At 40.0% G+C, this 18,740-nt stretch carries 12 protein-coding genes; 8 read left to right on the forward strand and 4 right to left on the reverse strand.

All coding sequences use genetic code 11. The features are described from left to right. The first annotated feature begins 175 nt into the window (after positions 1-175). Positions 176-742: a cysteine hydrolase family protein gene (locus Q0954_RS19585; RefSeq protein ID WP_299459291.1), complete on the forward strand. Its 567-nt coding sequence runs from the start codon at positions 176-178 to the stop codon at positions 740-742. A gap of 3 nt (positions 743-745) precedes the next feature. Here Q0954_RS19585 and Q0954_RS19590 read toward each other — a convergent pair whose 3' ends face one another. Next, positions 746-2,089, reverse strand: a complete 1,344-nt coding sequence (locus Q0954_RS19590) for an NAD(P)-binding domain-containing protein (RefSeq protein WP_299459292.1) — start codon at positions 2,087-2,089, stop codon at positions 746-748. Between the two features lie 130 nt (positions 2,090-2,219). Here Q0954_RS19590 and Q0954_RS19595 point away from each other — a divergent pair, with 130 nt between their 5' ends. The 3 genes from Q0954_RS19595 to Q0954_RS19605 all read left to right on the forward strand — a co-directional run bounded on the left by Q0954_RS19595 (position 2,220) and on the right by Q0954_RS19605 (position 9,489). After that, positions 2,220-2,834 carry a TetR/AcrR family transcriptional regulator gene (locus tag Q0954_RS19595; protein ID WP_299459293.1) on the forward strand — a complete coding sequence of 205 codons (615 nt, stop codon included), beginning with the start codon at positions 2,220-2,222 and terminating at the stop codon, positions 2,832-2,834. Positions 2,835-3,962: 1,128 nt separating this feature from the next. Then, entirely contained in the window at positions 3,963-6,125 is a 2,163-nt protein-coding gene (locus Q0954_RS19600; protein WP_299459294.1) for a C10 family peptidase, read from the forward strand. Positions 6,126-7,233: 1,108 nt separating this feature from the next. After that, complete coding sequence (locus Q0954_RS19605) at positions 7,234-9,489, forward strand: S9 family peptidase (RefSeq protein ID WP_299459295.1); 2,256 nt, start codon at positions 7,234-7,236, stop codon at positions 9,487-9,489. 150 nt (positions 9,490-9,639) lie between these two features. Here the strand turns inward: Q0954_RS19605 and Q0954_RS19610 are convergent, their stop codons facing one another. Then, positions 9,640-10,380, reverse strand: coding sequence for a DUF2071 domain-containing protein (locus tag Q0954_RS19610; protein WP_299459296.1), 741 nt, complete (start codon positions 10,378-10,380; stop codon positions 9,640-9,642). A 248-nt stretch (positions 10,381-10,628) separates the two neighbouring features. Between Q0954_RS19610 and Q0954_RS19615 the strand changes: the two genes are divergently transcribed. The 4 genes from Q0954_RS19615 (at position 10,629) to Q0954_RS19630 (ending at position 15,953) form a co-directional block, all read left to right on the forward strand. Next, positions 10,629-11,615, forward strand: coding sequence for a leucine-rich repeat domain-containing protein (locus tag Q0954_RS19615; RefSeq protein WP_299459297.1), 987 nt, complete (start codon positions 10,629-10,631; stop codon positions 11,613-11,615). A gap of 140 nt (positions 11,616-11,755) precedes the next feature. Then, positions 11,756-12,643, forward strand: a complete 888-nt coding sequence (locus tag Q0954_RS19620; protein WP_299459298.1) for a flavin reductase family protein — start codon at positions 11,756-11,758, stop codon at positions 12,641-12,643. Positions 12,644-13,037: 394 nt separating this feature from the next. After that, entirely contained in the window at positions 13,038-14,627 is a 1,590-nt protein-coding gene (locus tag Q0954_RS19625; RefSeq protein WP_299459299.1) for a GAF domain-containing protein, read from the forward strand. An 81-nt stretch (positions 14,628-14,708) separates the two neighbouring features. Next, positions 14,709-15,953 (forward strand): hypothetical protein, encoded by a 1,245-nt coding sequence (locus Q0954_RS19630; protein WP_299459300.1) that lies wholly within the window; start codon positions 14,709-14,711, stop codon positions 15,951-15,953. Positions 15,954-16,000: 47 nt separating this feature from the next. On the opposite strand, the gene Q0954_RS19635 is transcribed toward Q0954_RS19630, so the two are convergent. Beyond that, a complete protein-coding gene (locus Q0954_RS19635; RefSeq protein ID WP_299459301.1) occupies positions 16,001-16,921 on the reverse strand; it encodes a leucine-rich repeat domain-containing protein in 921 nt (306 codons plus the stop codon). A 384-nt stretch (positions 16,922-17,305) separates the two neighbouring features. Then, the coding region (locus Q0954_RS19640; protein WP_299459302.1) for a leucine-rich repeat domain-containing protein at positions 17,306-18,740 on the reverse strand (1,435 nt) is incomplete at its 5' end.

Consider the following 18,740-nt stretch of genomic DNA (forward strand, 5'->3'; position numbering starts at 1 on the left):
GAGTAAAAATAACGAAATATAATGGTTTTCATTTGCAGTAATTCACCCACCAGGCATTTTAGCCGATAAAACACCTCCCTGAGTTTATCAACTGTCTGTTTATGTCCGCTAAATGTCCTTTTGGTATGCGCTTAAATTCCTTAGGTTTGTGTACACACATTAATTCAAATAAAAAATGACTTTAAAAGAAAAAAGGCCTGCCTTGTTGGTGGTAGATATTCAAAAAGGGTTTGATGATATAGCTTATTGGGGAGGTGCGCGTAACAACCCCGATGCTGAAGAAAAAGCTGCCCAAATATTGAAAGCCTGGCGTACTGCCAACTTACCAGTTTTTATTATTCAGCATAGCTCTACTGAGCCCCAATCGTTGCTCAACCCTGCCCACCCTGGTTTTGAGCTGCAAGATGCCTTTAAGCCTGAAGCCAATGAGTCGTTGATTGTAAAAAAGGTCAATAGTGCGTTTATTGGCACCAACTTGCAGGCTCAACTCGATGCGCAAGGCATTGATACAGTGGTGATAGTAGGGCTCACTACCAACCACTGTGTGTCTACCACTACCCGTATGGCGGGTAATTTGGGTTACCATACCTATTTGATTGCCGACGCTACTGCTACCTTTGATCGGGTTGGAGTTAATGGAGAAAAATACAGTGCAGAAACGCTGCATCTTACTACCCTGGCAAACCTGCGCGATGAATTTGCCACAGTAATGAGTACCGCACAGCTGCTCGAAGCCTTGTAGTGGTTACAAAGCCTGAGACACTTGTTGCCTGGGCAAAACCTCCTTTTGTTTATAGTTTTTAGGCAAATGTTTTTTCAGGCTTTTTACAAAACGGTGGTAGTCTACTGTAATGGTGTGTCGTGGGGTATCTATTTGTCTGTAGTGTGGATGGGTCACCTCACGTTCGCATAATTTGGCAATGTTTTGAGGACGTTGCCATTTTCCGGCAAGCTCACGTGCCATCAATTTGCTTTGTAGCTCGGCACCTGGCCAGATGCAACCCAGTGGTTGAAACATGCCTATAAAATAAAGGTTTTGGTAGTTGGCATGAAACATTTTAAGGTACAAAGGCACCGGACCTGAGCTATAGTCTATAAAGTCTTTGTTGAAAAACGGATGTACCAATACAAAACCAGTACAGGCAATAATGGTGTCATACTCACCAAAGCTGCCATCTTTAAAATATACTGTTTTGCCCTCCAGCCGTTCAATGTCTCCTTTGGGCGTTACTTTACCGTGCCGGATTTTGTACAATAATTCACTGTTAACTGTAGGGTGGGTTGCCCCAAACCGAGTAGTAGGTTTAGGCAGCCCATATTTTTCGTTTGCCCCAATCATTAGGCTAATCATCAAGTCTGACAGGCGGGTGCGTAACCAAGTAGGCAGCCAATAAGTACGTGCCCCAAATACATCGGTGGGCACTCCCATCACAAACTTAGGGATGATGCGATACCCCCGGCGCCAGCTAATACTGGTGTGCTCGCTCACCCGGCTGGTTTCTACAGCTACATCGCACGCCGAATTGCCTCCACCAATGACCAATACTTTTTTATCTCTGAAGGGATCCGCTTTTTTGTAATTGTGGGAGTGAATAAACTCACCCGCAAACTCGCCCGGATAGTCAGGGTAGCGTGGTTGCCAATGATGTCCGTTGCACACCACCAAATCGCTGAATACTTCGGTGCGGGTTTGCCCTTGTTGCTCAATGGTTACTTGCCAGGTGTTATTGTCTATGCGTTCGCAATGCTTGACCATTGTGTCAAACTCTATATGGTTGTATAAACCAAAGTGGTGGGCATACGCCTGAAAGTAGCGCCTTAGTTCATCGTGTGAGGGGTAGTCGGCAACACCAGGGTCAAAATCATCGAAGGTAAAATCTTCATATTGAGACAAAGTTTTAGAACTAATAATATGGGTAGTTTCAAACACACTGGAATGACTCTCATTTTCATTAAAGATCCAGTTTCCTCCTACTTCCTGGTTTCTGTCATAAGCTACTGCGTTCAGCCCCTCATCCAGCAGGTTTTTAAGCGCTGTAATGCCCGAAGGTCCAGCACCGATTACACAAATGCGTTTTTGATGGCTCATTATTTTTTTTTAATAATTGGGAGATTTATAAAAATGACAACCTTGTCACTTTTACAATATACAATAAAATGACAGGGTTGTCATTTTTTTTATTACCTTTCTTTGGTATGTGTCCAAAATACATCACAGTATGAACAAAAGACTACAAAACAAGCAACAAAACGACGCTGCTATTATGCAGGCAGCTATTACCCTTTTTGCCCACAAGGGCATGGAAACTACTACTATAGGCGATATTGTAGCGACTAGTGGACTGGCAAGGGGTACTTTTTATAATTATTATAAGAGTAAAGCCGAAATATGGGACAAGCTGGTCAATCAGTTGGTAACACGAGTAAATGATACGCTCAAAACCCAGCGCCAAGGAGCCAAAACTGCTTATGAGTTTGTATATGACGCGTTTATAGGATATGCTCAGGTGCTTTTGCAGCCATTGGTGCTCCCGCTCATTATTAAAAACCAAGCCGCTTTCCGTAACAGCTTGTTTGCCAGCAATTCCTTAAGTTCTATTTACAAAGACCTGGAAAACGACTTAAAAAATGCCCCTTTCTTTCAAAACCTTGTCCCACAACAATACCGAATGATAAGTTATGCCATGGTGGGCAGTGGGTTGGAGGTAATGATTCAATTGTTTGGTCAAAATGAGGAGCTGACTGTAGAAGAAGCAGGGCGTTTTTTTACCGAGCTTTTTTTGGGAGGGATAGCCAACCTTAGGAATGGTGAGAAATTAAATTACCATTCTTGAGGTAGAAGTTTTGTTTTGAGACGAGGCTATTTTTTGCGCCCATAGCAGCGCTACGGGCAATAAAAATAACGAAGTATCAAGGCGAAAGATCACCTCTCAGAGTGTAAATTTATTTTTGAACAATTCCTTAGTAAATCGGTTAAAACTACAGATGATGATTGAAATAATCTTACAAATTTCATTCGCATCAACTTTTATGAAAATCTTAATTGCTATCAACTGATTCATTGGTAGTTTAACGGTTCCTTCAAAAGTTTACCGTTCAAACTTCTTTAGGAATGATAAAAAAATTACTTTCCCAAGTTTGTTTTTTGGCACAAGTTTACCCTTGTACTTGATTAGCATCAGGTCTTTAGTGGCATTTATCCGTTCATTTCCCCGAATCAAGTTCGGGATCATGGATTTTCTTTAGGCAAAAAAGCCCACCGCTGTAGTCTGTTTTACCTAAGTTTAAATTGCAGATTCTCAACGAATTAAACTCGCTTCGCTCAAACAGTAATTCGTTGCCCTCCGGGACGAATCCGCAATTTAAACTCTTAACGGTAACAGACTAAGGCGGAATGCCAAGTTGACTTTAGTCCAACTACTACCTATGCCAATTTTTAAAGTCTGGGAATTAATTATTTCTTTATCCCTTAACTGAAATGATCTCTCTTTCCCATTAATTAACCCAAGTTGCAGCATATAAACTGTAAAAGCTTAGCTTCCAATTATCTGTATATTTCAGGTACGAATATAACTGACGCTTGACGCTTGTACCTCGCAACTTCAATTAATTAGGCGTTTTACTCATGCTTTGTTTTTCTTAATCTTTACCCTTTCAGAGAGGAGGTTCAATACATTTTTTATTCAAACAATGCTTCCTTTCCAACATTCACCCTTCTCCTTCTGTATTGTATGAATAAAATACTTAAGTGTATAAATATTCTACGATTGTTTTTTTATTGATAAAGGGTCTTGTTTGTTTTTTTTGACCATCCCCTCCCGAATATTTCGTGTATTTTAAATACTAAATTATCTTGTGTTGATACTCTATTTACCAATCAAGTGTAAAAATTAACGCATTCATAAGATGTTTGCTACCTTGCCACAATATTTTAAACTTTTGTTAAATTTGAAATCAAACTTATGAGACGCAAAAACATTTTTGTACTATTATGCAGTATATTATTATTGGCAAGTACAACAATAAGGGCGCAGAGTGTATCGGAAAAGGAAGCAAAACTGGTCGCTAAAAACTATTATTCAAACAATTTATGGACAAAAAATCAAGAGGCTCATTTTACAGTTACCAACATTCGGTCTGAGCTCAACCCTCAAGGGCAGGTGATGTTTTATATACTACAAATAAACAACACTGGATTTATGATTGTTGCCAACGACAAACGTGTTCCGGCAATATTGGCCCACGGTAAAACTGGAGGCGAAGATTTTAAAAACTTTGAAAGTCCAGAAATTCGCTATTTACTCAATCGGTACAAAAAACAAATTGCTTGCATCAAAGCTTCAAAAGCAAAGGCTACCCAAGCAACCGCCAAACAGTGGAATACGTTGCTTCATAGCTCAAGGGAAAGCAAAGAAATTCCCTCTGAGGTAATTGTAGCACCATTGACTACTACCAAGTGGAACCAAATGGGGTATTATAACGACGCTGTACCCAACAACTACCCTACGGGTTGTGTACCTACAGCTATTTCTCAGTTTTTGCGTTACCACGGTACCCCTACCAAAGCCACGGGAACAAACTACTACAAAGTATCAATAAGCCAGACCAAACATTGGTTGGATCTTGAGCAAAAAGAACATAACTGGGAAGCAATGCCCAATGTATTGAATAGCCCCAATAAAGATGTAGCTGACTTGATGCTTTATGTAGGCGCATCACTCAATGCACACTATGATCAAGGCAATACAGGTGTGCATGAGCATCGCATAGCCGAAGGACTGCAGCAGCATTGGGGGTATGCCAACACAGGGCTTATTCCACGGGCAGATTATAACGACCAGGATTGGGCAAATATGATGAAGGCTTCACTAGACAAATCATACCCTGTGGTGTATGTAGGCTACGACGATGCGGGTGGACATACCTGGTTGGTGGATGGTTACAGTGATGACGAATATTTTCACATGAATTGGGGTTGGGGGGGTGCCTGTGATGGTTGGTTCTCGCTTAATGACTTGACTAACTGTTTTGACTGGACGTTTGACATCAACGAAAAAATTATTCTGAATACTCCCAACGCTGAACCAATCTGGGCAGATTTGACCATAGAAAATCTGCATTTACAAGACACGGTTGTAGCAGGCGACAGGTTGGCGATAAACTTTGACCTCAAAAATATTGGAGATGCTTATACCAACCGAGGATTTAGGCTTAATTACTATTTCTCTTCTGAGCCCGTACTTAACCCTGACTCATCCGCAGTATTTCAGGCGTGGAGCAGCAAAAATATTACCAAACCTATGCCTTTCAGAAGTGAAAAATCATTGAGTATAAGCGGCACTATCAACGAAGAACTGACAGCGGGCACATATTACTTCATTGTAGTAATTGATGAAAAAGATGATATTATTGAAAGCAACGAAAACAACACTTTTGTTCAGGCTGTGTATGTCAAAGAAAAAGACGTAGTGGTTGATCCTCAAAGTACCGATTTGATAGTTAACTCAATAGGAGGTACACCTAGTCGGGTACAAGCAGGTAAAAAAATATCTTATGCTTATGGCAGGGTTCAAAATCAGGGAACTGTAAAATCGGTGGCTACTACTCTAAAGTATTACATTTCTGCACAAACCACTTTCGACTCTACTGCTGTATTTTTGGGCGAAAAAGAAATGAGTGCACTGAACGGCGGAGCAAGCCGCTACTATACTGTTTATGGTATCACCGTTCCTGAAAACACTCCAGCCGGCGATTATTACTTATTATTTTGGGCAGATGCCAATGATGTACAGCCAGAAATAGATGAAACCAACAACGTAAAAGCCAGTCGAAAGATCAAGGTTACTACTCCCACAAGCAGAACATCGAAGAATATTCAGGCACAAATACAGGTGTACCCCAGCCCGGCTCAAAACACATTAAAGATAAATTTGGGTGGAGTAAAGGTTCAAAATATAAGCGTTTACACGCTAAACGGTGTATTTCAACGAAGTATAAATGCTGTTGCGCAACAAGATGGTACAATAACATATGATACTTCAGGTTTGAAAGAAGGAACTTATCTAATCAACATAAGTTTAACTAATGGACAAAAAATCATCAAACGCTTTCTGGTGTTTAAATAGTAGTTATCTTGCTTAGTAATGTTGCCGAAATAATGTCAGCAAATTTAAGTAAATATTTTTTCGCTAGACAAGGCGAAAAATCGGCTAATAGCAGCGCTATTCGGCTATTTTTCAACGATGTATAGCGACTAAAATATACAGTTAAAATGGGGAAGTTATTTTGACTGCATTACTTAGTGATGTGTTCGTAATAACTGTCAATTTTTACAGTAAAAATTGACATTTACATTGCCCAAGTTTCTTTATGCTGGGTTAACTCAAGCCTTGAAAAAAACACGCTTTTTTTTCAAGGTTTTTTTATGAGTAAAATCTGGATAAGGAATGGTGAGAAATTAAATTACCATTCTTGAGGTAGAGGTTTTGTTTTGAGACGAGGCTATTTTTTGCGCCCATAGCAGCGCTACGGGCAATAAAAATAACGAAGTATCAAGGCGAAAAATCACCCCTCAGAGTGTAAATTTATTTTTGAACAATTCCTAAGAGTTTGTTTAAAGGAGGTTTTATGATGCAGTGTTTGTGGCTACCCAAACGATGGTTGTTAGGTCATCGCGCAACACTATGATGGTATTCACGACACCAATGGCGAATTTTGTTATTATTCAAACCATGATCTATAGTTGAGGGTACTGTTTTCACGGATTGACCTGGTTCTAAAAAATCAACTGTCATTCACTTAAATTCTTTACCGTATTATTTCATAGCTTCTACGGCCTCAAGCTTTTAGCGACAAGCGACAAGTTTGAGGCTGATCTGCAAGCAACTAATCGATTTCGTAAAGATTTGATTTTTAGGTGATTATAAAATCGGTAGATGGAAGCCCTAAGGGTAAAAGGGTGCTTCTTACCATCACAACAAATGTAATAATGCCACTTTTTTGGGAAGAATACCTAAAACAAACCCGATTAAAACTACCAGTGATAGTTAGAATAATACTATTTTAACTAGTTTTTAAACAAATATTTCAATAAACAGATATTTTTCTTGTTATATTTCTATTATAACCCAATAAGTCATTATTTAGAGGGCTAAAGTTCTTTAAATATGGGGATGCCCCAAATAACATACAATGTATTTTCTAAACAACATCATCATTCAAATGAATAATGCCATGAAAAAAACATACCTAGGTTATATTATACTATGGCTCTGCCTGCTCAGTGCCCCTTTGCTGGCACAAACCAACAAAAAACAAGTTACAGTAGACCGCTTATTTCTCACGTCTGACTTTCATGTTGACTATTTCAGCCAACCCCGCTGGATAGAAGACGGCAAAGCATATACGACGCTTGAGGCCTCAACAAAGCATAAAGGTGCTCGTGACATTGTAAAGTACGATACCCGATCGGGTAAACGCAGTGTACTAATTGATGCACAAAAACTGATTCCCTCCGGACAAAGCAAGCCCTTGTCTATTCGTAATTACCAATGGTCGGTAAACAAACAGCAACTGTTGATATTTACCAATACTCGCCGCGTGTGGCGTTACCATACCAAGGGCGATTATTGGGTACTTTCGCTCAAATCGGGCAAGTTGAACCAATTAGGCAAGGGTTTGCCTGAGTCATCGTTGATGTTTGCCAAGTTTTCGCCTAATAATCAACAAGTGGCTTATGTAAGCAAGCATAATGTATATGTAGAACAACTGGCTGACAATAAAATCAAGCAATTGACTTTTAATGGAACAGATAGGCTGATCAATGGAACGTTTGACTGGGCTTATGAGGAGGAGTTTAATGCTAGAGACGGGTTTAGGTGGAGCCCTGACAGCAAACAAATTGCCTTTTGGCAGGTAGACGCCCGCAATATCCGCAACTTTTATATGATCAACAACACCGATTCGGTATACTCGCAACTTGTTCCTGTACAATACCCCAAGGTGGGCGAAACTCCCTCGGCTTGCCGGGTGGGGGTGATTGATCTGGATGGAGGCAAAACTCGCTGGATGGCTATACCAGGAAATAACCAGCAAAACTATTTGCCCCGTATGATGTGGGGTAAACAACCAGGTAAAGTTTATGTACAACAGGTAAACCGCAAACAGAACCACCTCAAAGTATGGGCTTGTAATACTTACACGGGCAAGGCAAGCCGGATTTATGCAGAAAAAGAAACTGCGTGGATTGATGTGGTAAGCCAAAGTGATTGGAAATGGCTCAAAAAAGGCAACGAATTTACCTGGACTACCGAAAAAGACGGTTGGCGACATTTATACAAAGTGGCTAAAGATGGTGGCAAACAACAATTGATCACTCAGGGCAATTTTGATGTGGTGAATGTACTAGAGATTGATCCAAAAGGTGGTTATTGCTATTTTATTGCCTCGCCCGATAACCCTACTCAACGTTACCTGTACCGTGCTTCGTTGTATAAAAAGGGTAAGGCTACCCGACTTACGCCCAGCAACCAACCAGGCACGCATAACTACAATGTGGCACCTGGAGGTAAATATGCCATTCACACTTATTCGACAGCCAACCAACCACCTGTAACGGAGTTAGTGACCCTGCCCAACCATAAGGTAATCAAGACCTTGATAAGCAACGATAAAATAAAAGCTACTCTTGCTGGTTTAGACATTCGCCCGATAGAATTTTTTAGTGTAACCACCCAAGACAAGGTAACAATGGAGGGAATGATGTTTAAACCACCTGGCTTCAACCCTGCCAAGAAATACCCTGTATTGTTTTATGTATATGGTGAGCCTTGGTCACAAACAGCCCGTGACACGTGGTCTTGGCGCAACCTTTGGTTTCATTCATTGGCGCAGAAAGGTTACATTGTAATGACTATGGACAACCGGGGAACCCCTTCGCCTAAAGGAAGAAAATGGCGCAAGAGCATTTATCGCAAAATAGGGGTGGTTAACTCACGCGATCAGGCAATGGGAGCTAAAGAAATAATGAAATGGAAGTTTGTAGACGCCAACCGGATAGGAGTATGGGGCTGGAGCGGTGGAGGTTCTATGACGCTCAACCTGTTGTTTCGTTACCCAGAAATCTATAAAATGGGTATGTCGGTGGCTCCGGTAGCCAACCAACTTTATTATGATAACATTTACCAGGAACGCTATATGGGTTTAATCACCGAAAATAAGGAAGATTTTATAGAAGGTTCGCCCATCACTTATGCCAAAAACCTACAAGGCAACTTGCTGTTGGTACACGGTACTGGCGATGACAATGTACATTATCAAAATGCTGAGGCGCTCATCAATGAATTGATTCGTCATAATAAGGTTTTTCAAGTAATGCCTTATCCCAATCGTTCGCACGGTATTTATGAGGGACGCAATACATCACGTCATTTGTATACTACGCTTACTCAATATTTGTTGAAAAACCTGAAGCCGGGCTCAAAGCCTTAAATTGCATATACCATAAACACGAAGCCCCGTAAAACGATTGTTTTGCGGGGCTTTTTGGTTGGAGATAAAAACAGGAAAAGCTGACAGAAAGCTCAATTTTAGTAGATCCTGAGTTGAATAGGTGGGTTATTTGCAAGGGGACTGTTTAAGTTAACCTTTAGTCGGGTCGTTTGGGGCTTTTACTTTAGGTAAACCAATCCATTCGTGGTCAATATCGTGCATAAGCAGCGCATTGTCAAATACTACTGACCCTTGCGGGAAAACTGCTTCATTCTCAAAAAAACTTGAATGAACTTCTGCTACTTCCAGCAGCGATACCTTCCAGTTATATGCCTTAAGCTCCAGCCCATCATAACTTCCTGCTTTGTGTTCAGGTGAATAACCTACAGAACCTTGCTCAAAAAAATCGGAAACACAACTCAAATCGTCGAATACACTTTGGGTGTTCCACTGTGCTGTTTTCTTTGCTTTAATCGACAGCGAAGTATCATCGTCACTCACAAAAGCTACTTCATAATTGCCGTTACCCTCATTTACCGTAAAGTTTGCCAAATGATGTACTCCCGGAAACACCCTGCCACCTGCCAAAGAGTTAAGCCGCGAAGAAGTGTCACGCCTTGGTATATAAACCCCTTCTTTGCGTTTTCCGTTTTCTATCCATTTTACGGCGATGCGGTGCGCACCATTTTCTGATCCAATGCCTATAGCCTTGGGCAACCCTTTGGGGCGAATCTCTTTGAGTCTGATCAGGCATATACCAGCAATACCTTTGCCTTTGACTAGTTTGGGAGTAAAAGGAGGGGGTAAGTAACGACGTAGTACCTCAGGCGCTATTTGATAATTAATGAGTATACGGCGGTCTATCACACCTTTTATTCGAGGGATTTTCATAATCTTTGTTGTTCGTTTGTTGGTATAACGCCTTGGGTAGGGAGATGGTTAACAAGGAGTGGGGGTTACCCAGAATATTTTTTTATAAAAAAACTCCACTAATAGGGGTTTGTGTGGTAAAGTAAAACACTCTCCTGCGAATTTGGGTAATGCATAAATATTTTTATAATTTTAACTGCAATAAGTATAAAAAGGTTAACTCCTTCGTAAAGAATCACTTATAATTATTTAAAAGACATTTTATTTCTATGAAACTTAAAAAAACTTTTACTTCATTTTTGAAAAAAACACCCTTAACCGCTCACCTGTTGCTGCTTGCTCTGATGCTGTTTTTGATGACCAGTTGTGGAGACAAAAAGAACAACCAAAGTGAGACCAAAGATTCTACCGCTCAAAGCACCCCACCGCCTGTTGCCAAACTCATGACCAACCAGGAATTGTATAAAACTGAAGAGGTAGAGGGCTTGGAAGCTGCATTGAAAAAGCCTGCCCATGTATACCGGTTGTCTTTACAACAATCAGGGTTAAAAACCCTCTCAGATGACATACAAAAACTGAAAAACCTGCAAAGTCTTGCCATTGGCATGAACCCAGGGCTAAACTTGGGGCAGGTAATAGGACAACTGGAAAGCTTACCTTTGTTGCAAGAGCTCAATACAAGCGATAACGAACTTAAGCGCATTCCTGCAAATATAAAAAACTTACAGCAGGTGCATTCTATTTGGTTAGACAACAACCCTACCCTTGACCTCAAGCAAGCTTTTACAGTGATGAGCGCCATGCCTAAGCTGGAAGAGGTATCTTTAGTAGACAGCAAAGTGATGGAGTTGCCCACTGACATAGGCAAAATGAAGGGGCTGAAAAGATTGGTAGTAAGCCATAACAAGCTACAGACTTTGCCTAATAGTTTTGATCAATTACAAAAGCTGGAGTTTGTAGACTTATCGAGCAATAAAAAGCTTAATATCACTCAGGTATTGAACGAATTGGTAAAAATAAAAAGTCTGAAGAGGTTATTTTTGAGCAAATGTGGACTTAAAAAAATACCGGATACTATAGGCAAACTCGAAAACTTAGAAGTGTTGATATTGAACTCGAACCAAATAGAAACTCTGCCTGCTTCAATGAAAAACCTTACAAAACTGAAGGAGTTGTATATTGCAGGCAATCCATTGGTACCCCAGGCAGTAGAAGGACTCAAGACCTTGTTTCCTAAGGTAAGAATTACCAAATAATGAAATTGTCATAAAGATGTTTAAATTTGGAGTCAAACGGCAAAGCTTTTTTAAATCAAATATGGGCTTTGCCATTGATCTTTTTTTGAGTTCAAAACGTGAGTTATGCCTTGTAGCCCACATAAATTTAGACAACAAACATGACAACATTTAAGACAATAAACCCCAAAGAAGTGTCCACGGGGGCATTTCACGGTTTTATGTTAGGTGCAGTAGCACCCCGTCCCATCGCCTTTGCCAGCACCATCGACAACAAAGGCAATGTGAACTTAAGCCCATTTAGTTTTTTCAATGCTTTCGGTGCTAACCCTCCTACATTGATTTTTTCTCCGGCGCGTCGTGTGCGTGACAATACCACCAAACACACCCTTGAAAATGCCCAAGCTACCAAAGAGGTAGTGATTAATATTGTAAACTACCCTATAGTAGAGCAAATGTCGCTGGCAAGCACCGAATACGACCAAGGCGTGAACGAGTTTATCAAATCAGGCTTGACCGAAGAACCCTCGTTATTGGTGAAGCCTCCTAGGGTAAAAGAAGCCCCTGCTGCGTTTGAGTGCACAGTAAAAGATATTATCGAAACAGGAACAGAAGGTGGAGCGGGTAACCTCATTGTTTGTGAGGTAGTAATGGCACATTTTAACGAGGCTATTCTGGATGAAAATGGCAAAGTAGACCCTTTTAAAGCCGACTTGGTAGCACGTATGGGGGGCAATTGGTACTGTCGTGCCAACGGAGATGCTTTGTTTGAAATAGAAAAACCTATTCGTAACAAAGGTATCGGGGTAGACCAGTTGCCCGAAGCTGTGCGAAACAGCCATGTATTGACGGGGAATAACTTGGGTAAATTGGGCAATGTAGAAAAGCTGCCTGAACCTGCCGAAGTAAGCAAGTTTAGCGGAAGCGATGCCATACAAGCTGTGCGTAAAGAAAAGGGTGACCTACAGGAGAACCTGCATCGCCTGGCGCAAAAATACCTGGCCAACAACGAAGTAACTCAGGCCTGGTTGACACTGTTGCAAAAGTAAAGGTACATTTAAATTTGACGCTATGGGTAAATGCTACTTGCTAATTTGCAAATATGATAATAAATACACCACAAGATTTTAATAACAAGTAAAAAATATACGCTAAATAAAAAATCTGCATATTGTTTGAGTAGATAGTTTAGGGAGTAATTAAAAAATAGGGTAGGTTATTTCTTGTTTGCTCCCTTAAATCATACTATCTACTCATTTTTTTTGTATTCTAAACTTAATATCATTGTTAAAAAGTGATTTATTGAATCAAATCAATTATTTTGCTGATTGACACAACAAGTGGAGCATCAAAAACTGAGTAAAGGCTATTTATTAAAGTACAAGCATTTGGCAGTCCCTCAAGGTCGTTTGTCTGTTTATAGTTTGTAATTACTTATCATTTATGAGTGTGAAAAAAAGAAATCGTTTATCTTACTTTATTCGTCTGGACTTTAGCAGCATACAAGGACGCATTACATTTGTGTTTGTCCTGCTTGCTTTGTTAATGTTTAGTGTGATTCTCTTGATTAACTACACCTGGCTGAGTAATAACCGACAGTATAAAAGAATCATAGATACCACCCAACCCATTCAGCGTCATAGCATTAGCCTGCTCAATACTGCCAAGCAAACCCAGGTAAACCTACACAAATACCTGATACTGAAAGACACTACTTACAAAACCAAAAACCGTAAAATCTGGTTACTCACTATTCCCGCACAAAAAGACTCCTTGTTGTTCAATTTGGCCCAAAACTCAGACAACACCCGCCTGGCGTATGTTAACATTACCCAGCGCCTCGAAGAACTCAGACAACTACAAAAACAAGCCGAAATAGTATACCAACGAAAAGATGTGGTGCTGGCCATCCGTCAGTTTTTAGTGTCAGACCTTCCGTTGGCATTAAGTGAGCTGGAGAAAGCCATCAATAGAATGACGGGTATTCAAAAAGATAAAGAGATAGAGTTGCTGGAAGAATATGCCAACAGTAACCGCAAACGTTATGTTATATTTGTAGTGTCATTGGTGGCTATCATCTTATTCCATTACTTTTTGGGGGCATTTATTATGACAGCCCTCATGAGCAAAATTATGCCCATAAAAACACAGATTGCTAATTTGAGCAAAGGCGATTTGCCCGACCCTTTGCCCAAAAACTCAGATGAGTTTGGCTCTACTGTGCGTTACATTAATGAGTTGTCTCACAACCTCAAACTGGTGAAAAACTACGCCAATCAGGTAGGAGAAGGACGTTTTGACTCTAACCTTACCATATTTAACGAAGGAAGTGAGCTAGGAGTAGCCCTAAGCGAAATGGGAAAAAGCCTGCAGAAGGTATACGATGAAGAGCAGTTGAGAATATGGATTACAGATGGTTTGGCTAAGTTTGCCGAAATATTGAGGCAAAGCAGTGACGATTTAGATCATTTGTGCTATGAAGTAATCTCACAGTTGGTAAAATATATAGACATTGTGCAAGGTGGCATGTTTATTCTTAATAATCATGAAGCGACTCCCTTCTTTGAACTTCGGGCGTCGTATGCGTATGATAGAATGAAGTTTATAGAGCGAAAAGTTTCGGTAGATGAAGGTTTGATTGGTAGGGTATACAACGAAAAAGAAATGGTATATGTAGAAACCATTCCCGAAAACTACCTTTATGTAGAGTCGGGATTGGGCGAAACTCCACCCAAAACCTTGGTTTTGCTACCTCTCAAAAACGACAAAGAAATAGAAGGAGTAGTAGAATTGGCTTCGTTCCGAAAGTTTGAAGCACACGAACTGGAGTTTTTGCAACGCCTCAGCGAAAGCATTGCTGCTACTATTACTGTAGTAATTACCCATCAAAAAAACGAACGAATGCTTTCAGAGTATCAAGAAATGACCTCTACCCTGAAAGAGCAGCAAATAGAGCTGCAGCAAAACTCTGAAGAACTACACATAGCCAAGCAAGAAATAGAAAAGAAGTTAAAAGATAGTGAGGCAAAGTAGCAATGCTTTTACCAAGTGGTTAAACAGAAGTTGTGAAGAAAAGCTTATTGAAAACAAACCCAATACATATACACTGATGATATGGTTTTTTTATTACGAGAGTATGCCCGTACAATTTATTTTACAATCATAACTATAGGCGCATGTATTTTAGTTACATTGCCTGCTCAAGCCCAGCTATTGCCTGCCCGAGAAGAAGAAGCAAAATATGACGAAGGCAAACTGGAGATTATTTGCCAGTCCATTAAGTTTTATTTGAGCGCCAACGCCAGAGAAAATGCCAGTAATGCTATAGATTGTAGTTCGCTGGAAGCTATAGAACAAACTATTCCGGAAGATTACAGGGCAACCAATCGTTTTTTTAACCTTTTTAAAAAGAAACGGTATCGTAGCTATGGGCGTGGTAAGTTAGGTAGAAGACTTGAAAAACTAATCAAAGACATTAATACCGAATTACAAAAAACTCGTCAGGACGCTGCCTGGACTAATAAGTTGGCGAAACTTATTGAACGCTTGATAAAAGTGAAAGACCTGGTAATACAAGGCAAAAGTGTAAATAGCATTCACGAAACAAGTGATACCAGCCAGCAAGCAAATGTGCCAACAAGCACCACACAACAAAAACCAAAAGAAAAGACACCAAAACAAACAGATGATAGACCAATGAGTATTTTTTTATCTATAGTATCTTTGATTGCTGTAATTGCCCTGGGGGTGATGGCTTATAGGTTTTTTCAGAAACTGAACGAGATACAAGAACAAATTGCCGATTTGGATGAGGCTTTTAAGGAAAAATACAGCCGCCTCGATAATCGAATAGATACGATGACGCCAGTAAGAGACTTTCGGTCTGTTTTTCCGCAAATACAGCAGTTAAACGACGATATTCATGCATTGGGACAAGAGATACAGTTGCTAAGAACCCGAAATCAGTTTAAAATTTCGCCCGAAGAACTATACGCCAAGCGAACCGAACACCTCGAAACCCATAGTTACAGCCCTGAAATAAGAATTTATTATGCAAAATTTCATCCTGAGCAAAACGGTTTTATGCATCAGGAGTTTCATACCGAACCTAGCAAAGAGTACATTTATAAAATAGAAATAAGTACCCAAAATCCGTTAGAAGCTTCTTATCAAGTAGTAAGTCGTAACGAATACCATCACTTGGCGCTCAACTATGAGGGGTCTATGCTGGCGCCTGTTGCCGAATACCTCAACCGACCTGTCAACGCTTACCGCATCATTACAAAAAAACCAGGCAAACTCAAGAGAGAAGAAAATACCTGGGTGATTACCGAAAAAGCCCAATTAGCGTTTGAATAAACAGTAAAGCAAGGTTTGATAGCTAATTTATCAAGCCTTGCTTTACGTTAAAAATAAATAGTACAATTAGGCAACCACTCCTTGATTTGTGCCTGTCCTCTGCTACGCGGCACCCGTAATGCCGCTACTGGATTATTGCACACATACAATTTTTGCAAACCTTGCAATTGTTTGATTTCTTCAGGCAAAGAGGAAATTGTGTTGTCAGCAAGCCCCAATACCCACAAACCCTGCAACTCTCCTATTTGCGGAGGCAAAGTAGTAAGTTGATTACTGTTCAAGTGCAACTCCCTTAAATTTTGTAGTTGACCTATAGTAGCTGGCAGGCTGGTGAGCTTATTCTGACGTAAATCAAGCACTTGTAGGTTTGTCAAGTCTCCTATAGTTTCAGGCAAAACATTCAATTCATTTTTATGAACATCAAGCTCCTGCAAGTTATGCAGTTGCCCTATACTATTGGGTAGAGTTTTAAGTTTGTTTTCGTTGAGCCACAAGGTGGTCAAACTCGCCAATTGTCCAATTTCATAAGGCAAAGTCTGTAGTCCATTCTTATACAAATCAAGCTTACGCAAACTATGTAATGCACCAATAGAAGGAGGGAGGTGTCCTATTTGGTTGTCATACAAATCAAGTATTTGTAAAGCCGTCAATTGCCTGATCTCTTTGGGCAAAGTGGCAAGCTTGTTTTGTCGCAATTCAAGCGTTTGCAGATTTTGCAACAAGCCAATTTCGGTAGGGAGCTGGGTTAACTTGTGGTTGTTTAAACAAAGGGTAGCTTGGTTGAGGTAAGCAAGGTGAGCAGCGTCTATTTTTTCTAGTTGCTTGTCAAAAATACTTTGGTATAACCTTAGGTAGCTTGTCAGGTATACTTCCAGTTCGGGGGCATTGCGTGTCATTTCTAAAGCTCGGTTTACCTCGGTGGGGTTAGGCGAGTGCAAAAAATCAAAAAAAAATGCTTGATTGCTCATAGGTTGTAGAAACTTGACTCAGGGAATAATCATTGTTGGTAATCAAGTATTTAGAAATTGAAACAGGCATTTAAAGCTAAGAATTTTTTTCTGATTTTAAAACATACCTATCAGTTAGTATCAATAGCAAGTTTCTACATCGTTGTGAAGCTAAATTAACTTTGCCAAGATCAACACAACTGCCCCAATCATAGATTCAGTTTAAAAATATTGGTAAGTAGCAGCAAGCAATTAGCCATAAGCTACAAGTAAATATAACTCTCTCATAATATGATAGTTACACTTAAATGTTAGGTATATTTAATTTTGTCTTGGTACATAGTGAAGACCGCACAAAACGCACAAGGGATGAATTTTAAACAAGCTCTAAGTGTAAAACAGCCATTATTCAAAAATAACCTTACAATCAGGCAACCAACTTGTAATGAGTGCTCTTTCTTTGGCAGAAATGGGGTTTCCTTTAAGATACAGCCATTTTAGTTTTTTTAGTTGAGCAATTTCAGGCGGGAGCTTACTTATTTGATTGTTCTGTAGGTGTAAAGAAACAAGCCCAGTCATTTTCTTAATACCAGCTGGAATACTTTTCAGACGATTACTTTTCAAGTATAAATATTTTAATTGAGTCATTTGGGTAAGTACTTCTGGGAAGACTTCGAAAGAGTTATACCGACAAAACAGGTGTGTTAGTTTTTTCAATTGAGCAAGGCTGACTGGCAGTGTAGTTAAACGGTTACGGGTAAAATAAAGCCTGGCAAGGTGAGACAATCGAGTAATGGATGAAGGTACTTTGGTGAGTCCACGATTGCGTAAATCGAGTTTAATCACACTATCAGGGTTTGTGAGCGTTATTGGCAAGGCAGACTGGGGATTGTTTTGGTCAACAGCAATAGAGGTGCTATTCAATGCCGCAAGCCTGTCATCATCATCGCCTTCTGCCTCACTTTCATATTCGAGCATTTGCTTGTTTGCCTGTATAGCTTCGCTCAAGGCAAGAATGTTTTTACCATTAAAATCGCTTTGGTACAGTTGGTGGGCTTCTTGAAACAAACGGAGAGCCTTGGTTTTATTTCCTTTTTCTATAGCTATTTTGCCCAAATATATTTTACAATATGCAATTACCCGATGGTTACTTGCTTTTGGCGAGCTTTTTATTTGTTTTAAAAAATGACCAAAATCTTTTTGTGCTTCATCGTTTAGGTGAAGGTAATATTTGATCAAACCACTAATAAAATAAGAAACATAATGGGCATGGTTGGGAATAGAGAATTTGAAAGATGCAGGAGGTTCTTCCAGTTGGTGAGTAATTTGTTTTTTTACATTTACTACTTCTATCCAGCACGTCAGGCTTTCTTCCCCTGATTGAGCGTTGCGGTCGCCATAGACCACCAGCCCCCGATATTGGCAGGTTTTGGCAATGAGTTTATCCACCTCAAGCGCAGGTTTTGCCTTATTAAAAAAATAGTCATTGTATTTTTCTACGGCTACCTTGGTTTGGTATGCTAAAGGTACTCCTTGTTTGATTTTACTTACCAGTTTTACAGCAAAACTGGGGCGTTTTGGGTTAAAGTGTGCCACATCTACCCTAAATGCAGTTTTTTGAGGTTTACAAGGCACTTGTACGAGGCTTGATTTTGGCAAAGCTTTTTGCATTGTTTTTTTACCACTTTTGCCCGAAAACTGAATCGCATACCAAGACACGGCCAATATACCTATCATACCAACAAAACCACCTAGTTTTATATTATTAATGTGAATATCGAGTTGAATTTTGTACAATTTCAATAAGAGGGCACTCTTTATTGTACTTTTTAAAGATTTG

Source organism: uncultured Microscilla sp., assembly GCF_947493425.1.
Taxonomy (GTDB): domain Bacteria; phylum Bacteroidota; class Bacteroidia; order Cytophagales; family Microscillaceae; genus Microscilla.